Here is an 18,484-nt window from a genome sequence, read left to right on the forward strand (position 1 = left end):
CCAGTCCTACTTGCGCGCGGACGCCGCCCGGCGCTTGTTGAACACGTCGAACGCGACGGCGGCGAGCAGCACCAGGCCCTTGATGAGCGACTGGTACTCGGTGCCGACACCGAGGATCGACATGCCGTTGTTCAGGATGCCGATGATGAGACCACCGACGATCGCGCCCGGCACCGTACCGATGCCGCCGGTGACCGCGGCGCCACCGATGAACACGGCCGCGATGGCGTCGAGCTCGAAGCCGTTGCCGGCACCCGGGGCGGCCAGGTTGAGCTGGCCGGTGAAGACCACGCCCGCCAGGGCCGCGATGACGCCCATGTTCACGAAGAGCAGGAACGTGACGCGCTTCGTCTTCACGCCGGACAGCTGCGCGGCGAGGGCGTTGCCGCCGATCGCGTAGACGTGGCGACCGAACACCGAGCTGCGCATGACCACCGAGTAGATGACCACGAGCAGACCGAGCACGACGAGCACGATCGGGGTGCCGTTGTAGCTGGCGAGGAGCAGCGCCACGTAGATCACGAGGGCGGCACCGAAGGCCGTCTTCACGATGAACCAGGCGAACGGCTCGCTCTCGAGCTGGTACTTGCGACGCGTGATCCGGCCGCGGAACGCAGTGATCACCATGACGGCGGCGGCCGCGATGCCGAGGATCATCGTGAGCGGCTCGTAGCCCGTGGTGCCGAACGACGGCAGGAAGCCGGAGCCGAGCGAGCGGAAGCCCTCCGGGAACGGCGAGATCTGCTGGTTCTGCAGCACGATCTGGGTGGCACCGCGGAAGGCGAGCATGCCCGCGAGCGTCACGATGAACGCCGGGATCCCGAAGTACGCGATCCAGAAGCCCTGCCAGGCGCCGACGAGGGCACCGACGACCAGGCAGAGGACCGCCGCGACGGGCCAGGGGAGTCCCCACTGCGTGATCATCACACCGGCCATCGCGCCGCTGAAGGCGACGACCGACCCGACGGAGAGGTCGATGTGGCCGGCGATGATGACCATCACCATGCCGATGGCGAGGATGAGGATGTAGCTGTTCTGGACGATCAAGTTCGAGACGTTGATCGGGGCCAGGGTGATGCCGCTCGTCGCCACCTGGAAGAAGATGACGATGACGATCAGCGCGATGAACAGGCCGATCTGTCGGAGCTGCCCGGTGAGGTAGCCGACGGCGGACTTAAGCGCGTTCATTGACAGGGGTCTCCCGTTCCTGGGTCATGTACTGCATGAGGACCTCTGGGGTGGCCTCGGAGCGGGGCACGTCGGCCGTGATCGTGCCCTCGGAGAGTGTGTAGATGCGGTCGCAGATGCCGAGCAGCTCGGGCAGCTCGGACGAGATCACGATGACGCCCTTGCCCTGGCCCGCCAGGTCGTTGATGAGCGTGTAGATCTCGTACTTCGCGCCGACGTCGATGCCGCGGGTCGGCTCGTCGAGGATGAGCACGTCCGGGTCGGCGTACATCCACTTCGACAGGACGACCTTCTGCTGGTTGCCGCCGGAGAGCTTGCCCGTGACGGCGTCGACGTTCGGCGCCTTGATGTTCATGCTCTTCAGGAAGCCGCCGGCGACGGTGGTCTCCTTCGACGCGTTCACGAAGCCCCAGTCGGCGAGCTTGCCGAGCGCCGAGCCGGAGATGTTCCGCTTGATGTCGTCGATGAGGTTGAGGCCGTACCGCTTGCGGTCCTCGGTGGCGTACGCGATGCCGTTGTCGATCGCCCGCGTCACCGTGTTCGTCTTGATGGGCACGCCGCGCTTGTAGACGGTGCCGGAGATGCCGGTGCCGTACGAGTGCCCGAAGACGCTCATCGCGAGTTCGGTGCGGCCGGCGCCCATCAGGCCGGCGATGCCGACGACCTCGCCCGCGCGGACGTTGAGGTTGACCTGGTGGATGATCTCGCGGGAGCCGTCGAGCGGGTGGTGGACGGTCCAGTCCTCGATGCGCAGGAGCTCCTCGCCGATCTTCGGCTCGCGCTCCGGGTAGCGGCTGGACAGGTCGCGCCCGACCATGCCGCGGATGATCCGGTCCTCGGAGACGTCGTCGGCGTGCATGTCGAGCGTCTCGATGGTCTTGCCGTCGCGGATGATCGTGACCTTGTCCGCGATCGCCTTGATCTCGTTCAGCTTGTGGCTGATGATGATCGCCGTCATGCCCTCGGCCTGCAGCGAGCGGATGAGGTCGAGCAGGTGCTCCGAGTCGTCGTCGTTCAGTGCGGCGGTCGGCTCGTCGAGGATGAGGAGCCGGACCTCCTTCGACAGCGCCTTCGCGATCTCGACGAGCTGCTGCTTGCCGACACCGATGTCGGTGACCTTGGTGACCGGGTTGTCCTTGAGCCCGACGCGCTTGAGCAGCGCCGCCGCCTCGAGGTTCGTCTGGTTCCAGTCGATGAGCCCGCCCTTGACGCGCTCGTTGCCGAGGAAGATGTTCTCGGCGATGGACAGGAACGGGCTGAGTGCGAGCTCCTGGTGGATGATCACCACGCCCGCCTTCTCGGAGTCGTTGATGTCACCGAACTGCACCGGCTTGCCGTCGAGCAGGATCTCGCCGTCGAAGGAGCCGTGCGGGTAGACGCCCGACAGCACCTTCATCAGGGTCGACTTGCCGGCGCCGTTCTCGCCGCAGATCGCGTGGACCTGCCCGCGCTCGACCTCGATCGAGACGCCCTGCAGCGCCTTCACACCGGGGAAGGTCTTGGTGATGTCCCGCATCTCGAGGATGGTGTCCGCCATGTGGACCGCCTTTCCGTCGTTGCGCGCCTGGGCGCGGGTGGAGACGGACTGGAGGCGCGGTGCGCCGGGTGCACCGCGCCTCCAGTCCTGTGAGTGGTTGCGACCGTGTCGCTCCCGCGGCCGGCGTGCGCCGGCCGCGGGTCGGGGGACCTACTTGAGGTCGGCTTCGGTGTAGTACCCGCTGTCGACGAGGACCTCCTTGTAGTTGGCCTTCGTCACCACCGTGGGCTGGAACAGGTAGGTCGGGACGACCTTGACCTTGTTGTCGTAGCTCTTGGTGTCGTTGACCTCGGGGGTCTTGCCGGAGAGCAGGTCCTCGGCCATCGTCACGGACTGCTTCGCGAGCTTGCGCGTGTCCTTGTAGATGGTGGAGTACTGCTGACCCGCGATGATCGACTTGACCGAGGCGGCCTCGGCGTCCTGACCGGTCACGATCGGCAGCGGGCGGTCACCCGAGCCGTAGCCGGCGCCCTGCAGGGCCGAGATGATGCCGATCGACATGCCGTCGTAGGGCGAGAGCACGCCGTCGAGCTTCGTGCCGCCGGAGTACGTCGACGCGACGAGGTTCTGCATGCGGGCCTTGGCGGTCGCCGGGTCCCACTGCTGCGTGGCGGCCTGCGAGAGCTGGTCCTGGCCGGAGCCGATCTTCAGCGTGCCGTCCTCGAGGTACGGCTTGAGGGTGTCCATCGCGCCGTTGAAGAAGAACCCGGCGTTGTTGTCGTCGAGCGAGCCGGCGAAGACCTCGATGTTGAAGGGGCCCTTCTTGCCGGTCTTCTCGCCCTTGTCGTCGAGCACGCCGAGGCCCGTGAGCAGCGACGTGGCCTGGTCGACGCCGACCTTGTAGTTGTCGAACGACACGTAGTAGTCGACGTTCTTGTTGCCGGTGAGCAGGCGGTCGTAGGAGATGACCTTGATGCCGGCCTTCGCCGCCTGGTCGAGCTGGTCGGACAGTGCCCCACCGTCGATCGACGCGATGATCAGGACCTTCGCGCCCTTGGTGATCATGTTGCTGACCTGCTGGGCCTGCTGCTGGACCTTGTTGTCGCCGTACTCGAGGTCGACCTTGTAGCCGGCCTTCTCGAGGTCGCTCTTGACGGCGTCGCCGTCCTTGATCCACCGCTCGGAGACCTTGGTCGGCATCGCGACGCCGACCAGGGCGCCCTTGTTGCCGTCCGCGGTGTCGCCGCCGCCGGTGGTCGCTGCACGGCCGCCGGCCGAGCAGGCTGCCAGGGAGAACGCGATGCCGAGGGCCGCGACCCCCGCGATGACCTTGCGCTTCATCATCGAAGTACCTCTGTTCCTCTCGCGTCGTCCTCGACGCGCTCGGGTGCTGGGGCTGCTGTGCCCCGTGGGATTCGCTCGTGTGAGCGCTCACATACTGAGGGTTCCGTTCCGGGGTGTCAACTCGTCGTGACCGTTCCGAGATGTTGTTGCGCCGAGCGGACCTGGCGCTACGCTCGGCCAGGTGACCACGACGACCGCGCTCGGGGGGCCCGGCGGCAGACGCCGCAAGGCCCCGACGATCTTCGACGTCGCCGAGCGCGCGGGCGTCTCGCACCAGACCGTCTCCCGGGTGATCAACGGCGACCCCACCGTCCGCGACGCCTACCGATCGCAGGTCACGGACGCCGTGGCGGAGCTCGGGTACCGGCCCCGTGCGGCCGCCAGGGCCCTGGCCGGTGGGCGGAGTCGTGCGCTCGGCATCATCACCGCGGGCGACGCGCTCTACGGACCGTCGAGCACCGCGGTCGGGTTCGAGCGGGCCGCCCGGTCGGCCGGGTACCACGTGCTGCTCTCGACGCTGCCGGACGACCCGCGACCCGTGGACCTGTCCGGCGCGCTCACCACGCTGCTCGCCCAGGACGTCGCAGCGATCGTGCTGGTCGCGGCCGACAACCGCGTGCTCGACGCCCTCGCATCGCTGACGATCCCGGTCACCGTCCCCGTGGTCGTCGCGAACGCCGTGCAGCGCGATGCGGTCCGGACCCCCGCAGCGCGCAGCGTCGCCGCCGTCGCGATCGACCAGGCTGCCGGTACCACGCTCGTCATGGAGCACCTGTTCGCCCGCGGGCACCGTCGGGTGGTGCACATCGCCGGACCCGCGGTGTCGCAGGAGTCCGAGGTGCGTCGTGAGACCTACGCCCGGATCATGCGCGAGGCGGGGCTCGAGCCCGTCGTGCTCGACGGCGACTGGACCCCGGCCAGCGGGTTCGCGGCGGCGCGGACGATCGACGTGCACGCGGTCGACGCCGTCTTCGCCGGGAACGACCAGATGGCGCTCGGGGTGCTCCACGCCTTCGCCGATGAGGGACTCCGCGTGCCGGACGACATCGCCGTGGTCGGGTTCGACGACATCCCCGAGGCGGCGCACTTCACCCCGCCGCTCACGACCGTGCGGCAGGACTTCATGGCGATGGGGCAGCGGGTGCTCGAGGCGGTCGTGGCCGTGGTCGAGGGGGAGCCCCGCGACGAGACGCTGCTGCTGCCCGAGCTCGTGGTGCGCCGCTCCGCCTGAGTGGTCGCGCGGGTCGCGGTCCCGGTCGTCGGGCTCCCCGTCGTCTCGCTTGCGGTCGCACGACCTGCCGTGTGCTGCCGTTCAGGTCGCACGACGCGCCGTCCGTCGCGGCTGCTGACGGCATGTCGTGCGACCCGGGTGGCGCCGACCTCAGCGGGCGAGCGGGAGCCAGACGCGCATCGGGTCGGGCCCTCGGTTGGCCCAGGCGTAGTAGGGCACCGCGATCGCGGTGACGGGCGCGCCGGCCGGGAGGCCCGTGGCCGCGTCCGCGGTACCGGCTGCGGTCGCGGGTGTGGTCGCGTCGGCGACGGTGGTTGCGTCGGCGGTGCCCGCTGCGGTCGCGGGGGTGGTCGCGTCGGCGACGGTGGTTGCGTCGGCGACGGTGGCACCCGCGGCGGAGCTGCCCGCGGCCGTGGAGCCGGCCGTCCCGGTGCCGGTGGTGGCGTCGGCGGGGTGGGTCGCGCCTCCCGGCCGGTCGAGTCGACGGTACGGCCACGCTGCCTGCTCGTGCCGCGCCGGAGCGAACCCCGGCACGCGCAGCGTGACGACCCCGTCGAGCAGGTCGTCACGGCGCTCCTCGGTGAGCTCGGCGTCGGGGTCGACCGCCAGGTCGTCGACCGTGAAGCCCTGCTGGTCGGCCTGCTCGACGGCGTAGACGAGCGGGCCGCGCTCGATGGCGACCTGCCCGCGGGCCGCGTCGATGCGCGGGTCGGCGACGTACCGGTGCGGTGTCGTGTCGAAGGCGAGCTCGACGGTGTCGCCGGCGGTCCAGTCACGCTCGACCACGTGCAGGGTGCCGGGGGCGGGGCGCGCCTCGCCGCCGGCACCGGTGACGGTCGTGACGTCGGACCAGGCGGGGATGCGCAACCCGAGGGCCAGCGGACCGTCCTGGGTCACCGTGACGACGACGCGGCCGTCGTGCGGGTACCCGGTGTCGACGCGGACGGGGCCGAGGTCGGCGTCCGCGTACTGGTGGACCTGCAGGCCGCCGTCGGTCACGGTCGCCAGGTACCCGTCGAGGCTCGCGAACGTGCGCATGATGTTCGGCGGGCAGCAGGCGCAGTCGAACCAACCGCGGCGACCGTGCGCGGGGGAGCGGTTCTCGTCCGGGTGTGCGCCGTCGCGGTGCTGCAGCGGGTTGACGTAGAAGTACTCGGTGCCCGCAAGGCTCACCCCGGGCAGGAACGCGTTGTACAGCAGGCGTTCGATCGCGTCGGCGTAGACGGGCTTGCCGGTCGCGAGCAGCAGGCGCCACGCCCACTGGACGCCACCGATCGCGGCGCAGGTCTCGGCGTAGCCGCGGTCGGTGGGGAGCTCGTACGGGTCGCCGAACGCCTCCCAGTCCCAGCGTGCGCCGAGGCCACCCGTGATGAACGCCTTCGTCGCCTGCATGTCGGCGAACTGCCGTTCGCTCGCAGCCAGGAGTTCGGCGTCGCCGGTCTCGATCGCGACGTCCACGGCGCCGGCGGCGAGGTAGACCGCGCGGACGGCGTGGCCCTCGACGGTGGTCGCCTCGCGGACCGGGACCCGGTCCGAGAAGTACGTCGGTTCGCCGCCGGCACGCTCGATGATCCCGTGTCCCCGGGCGTCGACGAACCAGTGCGCCAGGTCGAGGTATGCGCGGGTGCCGGTCTCGCGGTACAGCTCGACGAGTCCCGACTCGACGACCGGGTGACCGTCGACGTCCTGCGTGTGGTCGTCGCCCGGCCCGAAGGTGGCGACGAGGTGGTCGGCGTTCCTCGTCGCGACGTCGAGCAGGCCGGTGTCACCCGTCGCCCGGTGCTGCGCGACCGCGGCCTGGTACAGGTGCCCGGCGCAGTACAGCTCGTGGCTCCACTTCAGGTCGACGTAGCGCTCGCCGTTCCCGCGCACCTGCTGCACGGAGTCGACGTAGCCGTCCGCGGCCTGGGCGCGGGCGTAGAGGGCGGTGACCTCGCGCTGCAGGTCGAGCAGGTCCTGGGCGGGAGCGCGGCCGTACTCCCATGCGACGGCCTCGAGCCACTTCGTCACGTCGGAGTCCATGAAGATCGGCCCCACGACCTCGCCCTGCTCGTCGCCGGCCGCGATCCGGAGGTTCCGGAAGTTTCCGGCTGCCTCGAGCCGCTCGTGGCCGCTCCGGATCGCATCGCGCCCGTTGCGGTCCTGGCGCAGGGCCCAGGAGCCGCCGGTGATCCGGGCGTCGCCGGCGGGGAGCGGACGGAACACCAGGTCTGCACCGGCGGTCGGGAGGGCCGGGGTCGCGGTGCGCGGGCGGCTGCCGGTCGCCGGGATGGCCGGCGGGGTGGTGCCGGTGGCACCCGCCTGCGGGGTCCCGCCGGTGGCATCGGTGCCGCTGGCCCGCGGGGTCGTGCCGGCGTCGCCCGCCTGCGGGGCTCCGCCGGTGCCGCTGGCCCGCGGGGTCGTGCCGGTCGTGGTGGTCATGGCGCCTCCTTGCGTCTGACTGGTGGCCGTCCGTACGGAAAGCGCTTTCCGCGTGCGACGGTACGGCAGTCGGCAGACGTCCGGAAGGGTCTGCCGAGCGCCGCCCGCCGGGCCTGCCGCGGTAGTCTCCTCGGGAACACCCCGTCGGAAAGGACGTTGCCGTGGCCGTCGAGCACACCACCCGGTCCGTCCGCATCACCGACGTCGCGGCACTCGCCGGGGTGTCGATCGGGACCGCCTCGAAGGCGCTCAACGACACCGGGCAGCTGCGGGAGGAGACCCGTCGTCGGGTGAAGGACGCCGCCGAGAAGCTCGGCTTCGTCGGCGACGCGCGCGCACGGGCCCTGTCGTCCGGCCGCACGTTCACGGTGGGGATGATCACGACGGACTCGTTCGGACGGTTCACCATGCCGGTGCTGCTCGGGGCCGAGGACGCCCTGTCGGCCGGCGAGATGATGGTCCTCGTCGGTGACACCCGCGACGACCACGTCCGCGAGGCCCACTACCTCCGCTCGCTCGTCGCCCGTGGCGTCGACGGGATCGTCGTCACCGGCCGGTCCGCCGATGCCCGGCTGTCGATCGAGGTGCCGCTGCCGGTCCCCGTCGTCTACGCGCTGACGCCCTCGACCGACCCGTCCGACGTGTCGATCACCCTCGACGACGCCGCCGGTGCCGCGGCGGCGGCCACGCACCTGCTCGGCCTCGGGCGCCGACGGATCGCGGTGGTGACCGGGCCGGAGGAGGCACGGTCCGCCGTGGAGCGGGCACGAGGGGCCGCGGTGGCGCTCGGGGACCGGATGGTCGGCGCTCCGGTGCACGGGGAGTGGTCCGAGCGATGGGGGCGGCAGGCCGTCGACCTGCTCGACCGGTCGTCGTCGGCGGTCGACGCCGTGCTGTGCGGCAACGACCAGATCGCCCGTGGCGTGTGCGACCGGCTGCGTGAGACCGGGCGGTCGGTGCCGGACGACGTCGCGGTGACCGGGTACGACGACTGGGACGTGGTGGCGCTCGCATCACGGCCGCCGCTGACCACCGTCGACATGCGGCTCGATGAGCTCGGGCGGATCGCGGGGCGGGCGCTGCTCGAGCTCGTGGCGGGCGGGCGTCCGGCATCGACGGCCGTGACCCCGTCGCTCGTCGTCCGCGAGAGCACCGTCGGCGCGTAGCCCGGCTGCGCGGCTGCCCGGCTGTCCTAGCATTCTCGTCGCACGACCTGCCGCTCAGTTCCGCCTGCAACGGCAGGTCGTGCGACGAGGGCGATCACCGGCGGCAAGTCGTGGCACCGGAACGCGCGCCCACGGGGCGTCGTCGCACCGGAACCTGCGCGGATGTCGAGCAAGCCGGACGAAGCGAGCGTGGCCGGTCGCACGAGCAGGCCGGGCGAAGCGAGCGTGGCCGGTCGCACGAGCAGGCCGAGTGGAGCGGGCGTGTCCCCGTCGCACCACCTGCCGCCCGGGGATGTTCCGGTCGCACGACATGCCGCCCGGAGATGTTCCGGTCGCACGACATGCCGTCTGCGGGGAAGTCGAGCGGCAAGTCCTGCGACGGGAAGTTGCCGGCGAGCTGCGACGGGAAGTTGCCGGCGAGCGCGATGGGCCACGATCCCGAACGGGCAGGACGTGCCGCGTGCGGGGCGTCGAGCGGGCGAGACGTGTCGGCCAGGGGCGTCGAGCGTGACAGATCGTGCCCGCTCGGCGAGGGTGGCGCCGGGGTCGACGGGCGGCGGGGACGGCGGCGCGCCGGTGCGTTGCACGCGTGAGCGCTCACGTGCCAGGATGTGAGCGCTCACGCAGGACGACGAGGTCTCGGGAGGACACATGAGCGACGACCGCCGACAGCAGGTCGAGGGCGGCCGCACGACCCTCGGCATCGAACTGGGGTCCACCCGCATCAAGGCCGTGCTCGTCGACGAGCAGCTCCGCCCGATCGCGAGCGGCTCCCACGAGTGGGAGAACGAGTACGTCGACGGCAGGTGGACCTACCCGCTGGTCGCCGTCGAGACCGGGGTCCGCGCGGCCTACGCCGACCTGGTCGCCGACGTCGAGCGGCAGTTCGGCGTCCGCCCGACGACGTTCCGTGCGGCCGGCGTCTCGGCGATGATGCACGGCTACCTGGCGTTCGACGAGGACGGCGAGCTCCTCGTCCCGTTCCGCACCTGGCGCAACACCTCGACCGGCCCCGCGGCCGAGCGGCTCAGCGCCGCACTCGACTTCAACGTGCCGCAGCGCTGGTCGATCGCGCACCTGGTGCAGGCCGTGCTCGACGAGGAGCCGCACGTCGCACAGCTCGCCGGGATCACGACCCTCGCCGGGTACGTGCACCGCATGCTCACGGGCCGCGACGTCCTGGGTGTCGGCGACGCCAGCGGCATGTTCCCGATCGACTCCGGGCCGGTCGACAGCGGGCCGGGGGAGCCCGGTCGCCGCGACTACGACGCCGCGATGCTCGCCACCACGCAGGACCTGCTCGGCGAGCACGTCCCCGACCTCCGCGCCCTGCTGCCCGAGGTCCTCGTCGCCGGCGAGGACGCCGGGGCGCTCACCCCCGAGGGTGCCGCGTGGCTCGACCCGACCGGCATGCTGGAGCCCGGCGTCCCGTTCTGCCCGCCCGAGGGCGACGCCGGCACGGGCATGGTCGCCACGAACGCCGTCGCCCCGCGCACCGGCAACGTCAGCGTCGGCACGAGCATCTTCGCGATGGTGGTCCTCGAACGGGCGCTCCGCTCCCCGCACGAGGAACTCGACGTCGTCACGACCCCGGCAGGTGACGCGGTCGCGATGGTGCACTGCAACAACGGAGCGAGCGAGATCGCGGCCTGGGCCCGCGTCTTCGGGCGGTTCGCCGATGCCACGAGCGAGCGGACCGGCGGCGCACCGATCGCGGTCGACGACGTCTACGCGACCCTGCTGGCCGAGGCCGCCGACGCCGACCCGGACGCCGGCGGACTGCTCTCCTTCAACTACCTGGCGGGCGAACCCGTCACGCGGGTCGAGGACGGCAGACCCCTGCTGCTCCGCACCCCCGGCGCACGCTTCACCCTCGGCAACCTAGTTCGGTCCGAGGTGCACGGCGGCTTCGCCACCCTGGCGATCGGCATGGACGTCCTGCACGGCGAGCAGGTCGCCGTCGACCGGATGACCGCGCACGGCGGACTCTTCCGCACGCCGGGCACCCCGCAGCGCCTGCTCGCCGCGGCACTCCGCGTCCCGGTCGCCCTCGAGGACACCGCTGGGGAGGGCGGCGCCTGGGGCATCGCGGTGCTCGCGGCCTACCTCGAGCACACCGACCAGCCGCTCGAGGACTTCCTCGCCGACACGGTGTTCCGAGGCGACGCGGTGCACGTCGCCGAGCCCGAGGAGCGCGACGTCCGGGGCTTCCAGGACTACCTGGCCCGGTACCGGGCGGCCCTGCCCGTGCAGGACGTCGCAGCCGCGGCCACCCGCACCGGCGCACCAGCCGACCAGGCCGCGGCGACCCGCACTGGCGCAGCAGCCGACCAGGCCGACCAGGCCGACCAGGCGGACCCGGACGTACCGACCGACCAGGGCGAGCCGACCGACGTGGTCGAGGCGCGCCTCCAGACCGAACAGGAGCCGACCCGATGACCGACGCGCCCACCGACGAGACGAAGCAGGCGGTCGCCGCCGCGCGGGAGCGCGTCGCCGCCCTGCACGGCGAGCTCGTCCGCTACGGCCTGGTGATCTGGACCGGCGGCAACGTCTCGCAGCGGGTCCCGGGTACGGACCTGTTCGTCATCAAGCCGTCGGGCGTCGCCAGCGACGACCTGACCCCGGAGAACCAGGTCGTCTGCACCCTCGACGGAGTGCCCGCAGACGGGTGGGGCAACGCGCACGGTCCGTCGTCCGACACCGCGGCGCACGCCTTCGTGTACCGGAACATGCCCGAGGTCGGCGGCGTCGTGCACACCCACTCGACGTACGCCACCGCGTGGGCCGCCCGCGCCGAGGAGATCCCGTGCGTCATCACGGCGATGGCGGACGAGTTCGGCGGACCGATCCCGGTCGGCCCGTTCGCGATCATCGGCGACGACTCGATCGGCCGCGGCATCGTCGACACCCTCGCCGGTCACCGGAGCCGCGCCGTGCTCATGCAGAACCACGGTGTCTTCACGATCGGCAAGGACGCGAAGGACGCCGTCAAGGCGGCGGTGATGTGCGAGGACGTCGCACGCACCGTGCACATCGCGAAGCAGGGCGGCGAGCTCGTGCCCATCGCCGCCGACGACGTCGATCGACTCTTCGATCGCTACCAGAACGTCTACGGACAGAACCCCGAAGGAGCCATGCGATGACGCAGGTGAACCCCCAGGCCACCCTCGACAGCTACGAGGTCTGGTTCCTCACCGGGTCGCAGGGCCTGTACGGCGAGGAGACCCTCCGCCAGGTCGAGGAGCAGTCGCGCGCCGTCCACGCGGAACTCGCGCCGACCGTGCCGGTGAAGCTGGTCTGGAAGCCGGTCCTCAAGGACGCCGACGGCATCCGTCGCGCGCTCATCGAGGCCAGCGCCGACGACCGGGTCATCGGTGTGACGACCTGGATGCACACGTTCAGCCCGGCGAAGATGTGGATCGGCGGCCTGCAGGCGCTCACGAAGCCGCTGCTGCACCTGCACACGCAGGCGAACGTCGCGCTGCCGTGGGGCGACATCGACTTCGACTTCATGAACCTCAACCAGGCCGCGCACGGCGACCGCGAGTTCGGCTACGCCCTCGCCCGTCTCGGCGTCCGGCACGCGACCGCGGTCGGGCACGTGTCCGACGAGCGCGTGCAGCAGCGCGTGTCCGACTGGTCCCGCGCAGCTGCCGGCGCGGCGGCGGTGCGCGAGCTGAAGCTCACGCGCTTCGGCGACAACATGCGCTACGTCGCCGTCACCGAGGGCGACAAGACCGAGGCCGAGATCGAGCTCGGCGTCCAGGTGAACACCTGGGCGGTCAACGAGCTGGCCGCAGCGGTGGCCGAGGCCGAGGCGGACACGGCAGCGGTCGACGAGCTCGTCGCCGTCTACGAGCGCGACTACGACGTCGACGCATCGCTGCGGCGCGACGGCGGTGACCGTCACCAGGCGCTCCGCGACGGCGCCGCGATCGAGCTCGGCCTCCGTACGCTCCTGGAGCAGAACGGCTCGGCCGCGTTCACCACGAACTTCGAGGACCTCGGCACGCTCAAGCAGCTGCCGGGACTCGCGGTGCAGCGGCTCATGGCCGACGGCTACGGCTTCGGCGCCGAGGGCGACTGGAAGACCGCCGTCCTCGTCCGCGCGATGAACGTCGCCGGCGCGGGGCTGCCCGGCGGCGCGAGCCTCATGGAGGACTACACGTACGACCTCACGCCGGGTGCGGAGAAGATCCTCGGCGCCCACATGCTCGAGGTCTCACCGACGCTCACGACGACGACGCCGACCCTCGAGATCCACCCGCTCGGCATCGGCGGCAAGGACGACCCGGTCCGCCTGGTCTTCACCGCCGACGCGGGCGAGGCCGTCGTCGTCGCCCTGTCGGACACCCGCGACGGCTTCCGCCTCACCGCGAACGTCGTCGACGTCGTGCCCCCGACCGAGGCGCTGCCGAAGCTCCCCGTCGGCCGTGCCGTGTGGGAGCCGCGCCCGTCCTTCCCGGTCGCGGCCGAGGCCTGGCTCACCGCCGGCGCCGCCCACCACACGGTCATGACGACCGCCGTCGGCCTGCAGGTCGTCGAGGACTTCGCGACCATGGTCGGCACCGAGTTCCTCGTCATCGACGAGCACACCACGGCCCGCACCTTCAAGGACGAGCTCCGCCTGCAGCAGGCGTGGCACCGTCTCGACCGCGGGTTCTAGGACCGTGACCGTGGCCGCGACGACGCGCACCAACTGGGCGGGGAACGTCACCTACCGTGCCTCCGCGCTGGAACGCCCCACCTCGGTGGCGGCGCTCCAGCAGCTCGTCGCGGCCACGCCGCGCCTGACGGCGCTCGGGTCGACGCACTCGTTCAACGAGATCGCCGACACCGACGCCGTCCAGGTCACGCTCGCCGGCCTGCCGCCGGTGCTCGACGTCGACACCGACCGACGGGTGGTGCGGGTCGCCGCCGGCATGACGCACGCACAGGTGGCGGCCGGCCTGGAGGCTCGTGGCTGGGCCCTCGCGAACCTCGCCTCCCTGCCCCACATCTCGGTCGCCGGCGCGGTCGCCACCGGTACGCACGGCTCCGGCGTCCGCAGCCCGTCGCTCGCGGAGGCGGTCGTCGGCCTCGAGGTCGTCCGCGCTCCCGGAGACCTGGTGTCCGTCGACACGTCGACGCCGGACGGTGCCCTCGACGCCCACCGGGTGGCGCTCGGCGCGCTCGGCGTCGTCGCCACGGTCGAGCTCGCGATCGAGCCGACGTTCCAGGTCGCCACGACCGTGCACCTCGACCTGCCGTGGGACGCCGTCCTCGAGCACTTCGACGAGGTGGTGTCGGACGCCTACTCGGTGTCGTTGTTCACGTCCTTCGACGACCGCGGGGCCCGACAGGTCTGGACGAAGCACCGCGTGGACGAGCCGGATCCCTCGGTCGACCTCGTCGCGCTCGGCGCCCGCCGTGCCGATGGCCCGGTGCACCCGGGGGAGAACGACGCTGCGAGCGTCACCGAGCAGGGCGGTGTACCCGGGCCGTGGTCCGAGCGGCTGCCGCACTTCCGGTCGACCTTCGAGCCGTCCACCGGGGCGGAGATCCAGGCCGAGTACCTGATCCCGGCCTCGTCCGCCGTCCCCGCGCTGGAGGCGCTCCGGCCCCTCGAGCCGGTGTTCGCGCCGCTGCTCATCGCGGCCGAGGTCCGGACGATCGCCGCCGACTCGGCGTGGCTCGCGCCCTCGTCCGGCCGGCAGTCGGTCGGGCTGCACTTCACCTTCCGACGGGACGCCGCTGCGGTCGCCGACGCGGTCGAGCGGATCGAGGAGGTCCTCGCGCCCTTCGACCCCCGGCCGCACTGGGGGAAGGTCTCGGCCGCGAGCGTGGCGCGCCTGCACGAGGCCTACCCGCGCCTCGACGACTTCGCAGCGCTCGCCCGGGACGTCGACCCGACCGGGCGGTTCCGCAACGCCTTCCTGGCGCGGCTGCTGTCCTGACGCGTCTGGGCTGCGGGGCATCGAACCACGTTCCCGACATCGAACCAGGCGAGGCCGCTGGTTCGATGTCGGACTCCTGGTTCGATGCGCGGGAGCAGCGGTCAGCGTCGGACGCTCACAGCGCACTCGGACCTGATCGGCGGGCGGCGCACTGCTCCGTCGCTGAGTGCTCACATGTGTGATCACAAAGGTTGGGGCATGGCGAACCTCAACCGGATCCTCGGCATGGCCTCGAAGGTCATCGACAAGCAGATGCAGAAGCAGCGCGCGCAGGGGAACGGCGCCGCGGGCAACCAGCAGGACCCGCACGGCTCCGGGGGTGGGAGTGACTGGCGCGACATCGTCCGCAACGCGGCGGACAAGCTGACGGGTGACGACCGCTCGCGGCAGCAGCCGCCGCAGCAGTACGGGCAGCAGCCGCAGTACGGCCAGCAGCAGTACGGGCAGCAGCCGCAGTACGGGCAGCAGCAGTACGGGCAGCAGCCCCAGCACGGTCAGCAGCAGCACCACGGGCAGGCTGACCCGGACAAGGTCGCCCTGGCGAAGTACGACTACCTGCTCCGGACGGCGAGCCCGGACCAGATCGAGCAGGTGCACCACGACGCCTTCGCGCGGCTCACCCCGGCGCAGCGCCAGCAGGTGCGGGACCGGTTGAACTCGGAACTCCCGCCGCACGAGCACCTGCGGGACGACTCGTCCGGTGGCATGGCGCGGGCGATGACCCGCGGCGAGATGTCCCGACCCGGGCTGATCCGCCGCGTGCTCGGCGGGTCAGGACGCTCGGGTGGCAACGGTGGGCGTGGCGGCGCCTTCGCGGGTGGTGCGGCCGTCGGAGCCGGCGCGATGGCCCTCGGCGGTCTCGCGGTGGCGGTCGCCGGTGGGGCCGTGGTCAGCGCAGCGGCGGCTCCGGTCCTGGCCGGCGCGGCCGACCTCGGGGTCGACTTCGAGGGCATCGCATCGGGGATGGGTGACCTCGGTCTCGCGGACCTGGGCGGCGGCATCGAGGGCTTCGCTGCCGAGGGCGAGCAGTTCCTCGGCGGACTCGGTGAGCAGGCGTCCGGTCTGGGTGAGCAGGCGTCTGGTCTGGGCGAGCAGGCGTCGAACCTCGGCAACGACTTCCTCGGCGGGCTCTTCGACCGCTGATGCTCGGCGGCGATGCCCTCACTCCCGCCGGACGAGCGCGTCGCCGACCGTACTGCGGTAGTACAGCACCGCACGCCCGTACCGGGTCCGGTTGAGCAGTCCGCCGCGCTCCATCACCCGCAGGTGCTGGTTCACGGCAGAGGTCGAGACACCGAAGCGCATCGCGAGGTCGGTCGACGACGCCGGCTCACCGAGCGCGTCGAGGAGTGCGGCACGGGTGGCGCCGAGCAGGTCCCGGACGGCACCGACGTCGGGGTGCGACGCGGTCGACCACATCGCGCCCTGACCACGGGCCGGGTACATCACCGTCGGCGGCAGGTCGTCGTCGATCGGCGTCGACGCGCGCACGACGAACACCGAGGGGACGAGCGTCAAGCCCTCGCCCTGCACCGGGCGGTCGCGGGCGATCGGGCTGTTCAGACGGACGTCGACGTGCCGCCCGTCGAAGCGCACCGACTCGGACAGCCCGCCGAGCACCGCCCCGACGCCCTCGTGCGCGGCGATCCGGCCGCGGTGCGTCACGTCCGCCTGCAGCACACGACGCATCCGTGGCCAGTACGGCGCGAAGCAGAGCTCCCACGTCGTCGCGAGTGCCCGGACGAGGCGCTCGACGACCTCCTCGTGCCTGCCGACGAACACGTCCGGCACGGCACCGTGCACCCGCTCCAGGTCGGTCCGGAGTCGTGCGGGGGAGATGCTGGCGAGGCTCCGGAGCTCGTCGTCGAACGACCCGAGGGGTGACTCCGGTCGGGGGTTGACGAAGTCCGCGACCCATCGTCGCTCGTCGACCAGGCCGGCGAGCACGGACCGGTCGAGGAGGGGCAGCACACCGGCGATGCGCTCGAGCCACGGGCGCTGCAACGGGTACCGCTCCGGCGCGCGGAAGGCGCGGAGTCCGAGGCCCAGCTCCGACAGCGGCGAGATGCCGAAGCGCACAGCCGAGACGTCCGACGGGTCGAGGCGGTACCGGATCATGAAGCCCCACGCTACATCCGTTCGGCGAGCCACCGCAGTGGTGCGAGAACTGGAGCGTGAGCACCACGGAGCAACCGGTCCCGATCCGCACCCTCGTCCGACGGGACGCGACCCTCCGACGCCTGCTCACCGTCACGCTGGTGGACACCCTCGGTCGCGGTGCCTTCTTCACGCTGACCTCGCTGTACCTCATCACGATCGTCGGGATCCCGGCCGTCGCCGTCGGCCTCGGGCTCACCGTCGCCGGCGCGGTCGGCGTGGCGTCGTCGCTCGTGTTCGGGCACCTCGCGGACCGGTTCAGCGCACGGCGGATGCTCGTCTGGCTGCACCTCGTGCAGGGCCTCGCGCTCATCAGCTACGTGCTCGTCCACGACCTGCCGACGCTCATCGCGACGGCGTCCGTCGTGACGCTGGCGCAGCAGGGCGGCGGTTCCGTCCGGGGCGCCGCGGTCGGTCGGGCGTTCCCCGGCACCGAGCGCGTCCGGGTGCGCGCGACGATGCGCACGGTCACGAACGTCGGCATCGGCGTCGGCACGGCGCTCGCCGCGGTCCCGCTCGCGATCGGCACCGGCGAGGCCTACCGCGTGACGATGGTCCTGTCGGGCGCGCTGTTCCTCGCGTCCGCGGTCCTGGTCGCCGGGTTGCCGGCGGTGCGGGTCGACGCGGCCCCGGCCGACCGGACCGACACGGGCACGATCGTGCGTCGCGAGCCCTCGGGTCGCAGCCCCTACCGTGACCTGCGGTTCCTCGCGGTCACCGCCCTGACCGGACTCTTCGGCATGCAGTTCGGCCTGTTCGAAGTGGGCGTGCCGATCTGGGTCGTCCAGCACACCGTCGCACCGGACGTGGTCGTGTCGCCGCTGCTGCTGGTGAACACCGTGATCGTCGTGCTGCTGCAGGTCCGGCTGAGCCGCGGGACCGACACCGTCGCGGGAGCGGCCCGGGTGATGCGGCACGCGGGCTGGGTCATGGCGGTGGCGTGCGGGCTGTGGGCCGCCGCCGGGTGGGTCCGCGGGGACGACTGGGTGCCGGCGGCGATCGCCACGGCCGTGCTCGTGGTCGCGGCCGTCGCCCACTCGCTCGCGGAGATCACCTCGAGTGCCGCCGGGTGGGCGCTGAGCTTCGAGCTCGCACCGGCGGACCGGGTGGGCGCCTACCAGGGGGTGTACGGCACCGGCTACGCGGTCGCGGCGATGATCGCGCCCACCGTGGTGACCCTGACGGCCATCGACCTCGGGACGGTCGGTTGGGGGATCCTCGCCGTCGTGTTCCTCGGGTCGGCACTCGGCGTCGGCGCGATCGCCGGGCGGGCAGCGCGCACGACGATCCCAACCTGACGGGGCCGCACGCGTCCGGTCAGGCAGCGCGCACGACGATCGCGGCCTGACGGGGCCGCACGCGTCCGGACGCGCCGCCCGCGCGACGGTCCCGACCTGACGGAGCCGCACCGTGCCTCCCGGCCGGTCCGACGTGTCCGCGGATGCATCGCGATCCCGACGTCCCGCGCGGTGTGGGAATACGCTCGGGGCGCAGACGTTGGGACGTTGCGTCATGCAATGTTGCGTTGCATGTCGTCCGGACCCGCGGGCGTTCGGACCCG

Annotated in this window: 13 protein-coding genes; 8 read left to right on the forward strand and 5 right to left on the reverse strand. The window is 71.9% G+C overall.

The genetic code is table 11. From position 1 onward, the window contains the following. Positions 1-6: 6 nt before the first annotated feature. From mmsB to chvE, 3 genes are all read right to left on the reverse strand, one after another. Entirely contained in the window at positions 7-1,188 is a 1,182-nt protein-coding gene (mmsB, locus tag QUG98_RS04980) for a multiple monosaccharide ABC transporter permease (protein ID WP_289469510.1), read from the reverse strand. After that, a complete protein-coding gene (mmsA, locus tag QUG98_RS04985) occupies positions 1,175-2,725 on the reverse strand; it encodes a multiple monosaccharide ABC transporter ATP-binding protein (RefSeq protein ID WP_289469511.1) in 1,551 nt (516 codons plus the stop codon). The genes mmsB and mmsA overlap by 14 nt, the downstream gene beginning before the upstream one ends. Positions 2,726-2,875: 150 nt before the next feature. Next, positions 2,876-4,009, reverse strand: coding sequence for a multiple monosaccharide ABC transporter substrate-binding protein (gene chvE, locus QUG98_RS04990; RefSeq protein ID WP_058730078.1), 1,134 nt, complete (start codon positions 4,007-4,009; stop codon positions 2,876-2,878). Between the two features lie 181 nt (positions 4,010-4,190). On the opposite strand from chvE, the gene QUG98_RS04995 reads away from it, so the two are divergent. Next, positions 4,191-5,240 carry a LacI family DNA-binding transcriptional regulator gene (locus QUG98_RS04995; RefSeq protein WP_289469512.1) on the forward strand — a complete coding sequence of 350 codons (1,050 nt, stop codon included), beginning with the start codon at positions 4,191-4,193 and terminating at the stop codon, positions 5,238-5,240. Between the two features lie 150 nt (positions 5,241-5,390). On the opposite strand, the gene QUG98_RS05000 is transcribed toward QUG98_RS04995, so the two are convergent. Then, positions 5,391-7,661 (reverse strand): glycoside hydrolase family 127 protein, encoded by a 2,271-nt coding sequence (locus QUG98_RS05000; RefSeq protein ID WP_289469513.1) that lies wholly within the window; start codon positions 7,659-7,661, stop codon positions 5,391-5,393. 161 nt (positions 7,662-7,822) lie between these two features. Here QUG98_RS05000 and QUG98_RS05005 point away from each other — a divergent pair, with 161 nt between their 5' ends. The 6 genes from QUG98_RS05005 (at position 7,823) to QUG98_RS05030 (ending at position 15,909) form a co-directional block, all read left to right on the forward strand. Beyond that, positions 7,823-8,827 (forward strand): LacI family DNA-binding transcriptional regulator, encoded by a 1,005-nt coding sequence (locus QUG98_RS05005; RefSeq protein WP_289469514.1) that lies wholly within the window; start codon positions 7,823-7,825, stop codon positions 8,825-8,827. A 651-nt stretch (positions 8,828-9,478) separates the two neighbouring features. Then, on the forward strand, positions 9,479-11,266 hold the full coding sequence (locus QUG98_RS05010; protein ID WP_289469515.1) for a xylulokinase: 1,788 nt from the start codon (positions 9,479-9,481) through the stop codon (positions 11,264-11,266). Then, on the forward strand, positions 11,263-11,973 hold the full coding sequence (locus QUG98_RS05015; protein WP_289469516.1) for an L-ribulose-5-phosphate 4-epimerase: 711 nt from the start codon (positions 11,263-11,265) through the stop codon (positions 11,971-11,973). Before QUG98_RS05010 ends, QUG98_RS05015 begins: the two co-directional genes overlap by 4 nt. Further along, positions 11,970-13,496, forward strand: a complete 1,527-nt coding sequence (gene araA, locus QUG98_RS05020) for an L-arabinose isomerase (protein ID WP_289469517.1) — start codon at positions 11,970-11,972, stop codon at positions 13,494-13,496. Before QUG98_RS05015 ends, araA begins: the two co-directional genes overlap by 4 nt. Positions 13,497-13,506: 10 nt before the next feature. Further along, positions 13,507-14,766 carry a D-arabinono-1,4-lactone oxidase gene (locus QUG98_RS05025; protein WP_289469518.1) on the forward strand — a complete coding sequence of 420 codons (1,260 nt, stop codon included), beginning with the start codon at positions 13,507-13,509 and terminating at the stop codon, positions 14,764-14,766. Between the two features lie 198 nt (positions 14,767-14,964). Further along, positions 14,965-15,909, forward strand: coding sequence for a cation-transporting ATPase (locus tag QUG98_RS05030; protein WP_289469519.1), 945 nt, complete (start codon positions 14,965-14,967; stop codon positions 15,907-15,909). 18 nt (positions 15,910-15,927) lie between these two features. Here the strand turns inward: QUG98_RS05030 and QUG98_RS05035 are convergent, their stop codons facing one another. Beyond that, entirely contained in the window at positions 15,928-16,884 is a 957-nt protein-coding gene (locus QUG98_RS05035) for an ArsR/SmtB family transcription factor (protein WP_289469520.1), read from the reverse strand. Between the two features lie 56 nt (positions 16,885-16,940). On the opposite strand from QUG98_RS05035, the gene QUG98_RS05040 reads away from it, so the two are divergent. Further along, positions 16,941-18,221, forward strand: a complete 1,281-nt coding sequence (locus QUG98_RS05040) for an MFS transporter (protein WP_289469521.1) — start codon at positions 16,941-16,943, stop codon at positions 18,219-18,221. Positions 18,222-18,484 lie beyond the last annotated feature (263 nt).

This window comes from Curtobacterium subtropicum (genome assembly GCF_030362975.1).
In the GTDB taxonomy this organism is placed as follows: Bacteria; Actinomycetota; Actinomycetes; order Actinomycetales; family Microbacteriaceae; genus Curtobacterium; species Curtobacterium subtropicum.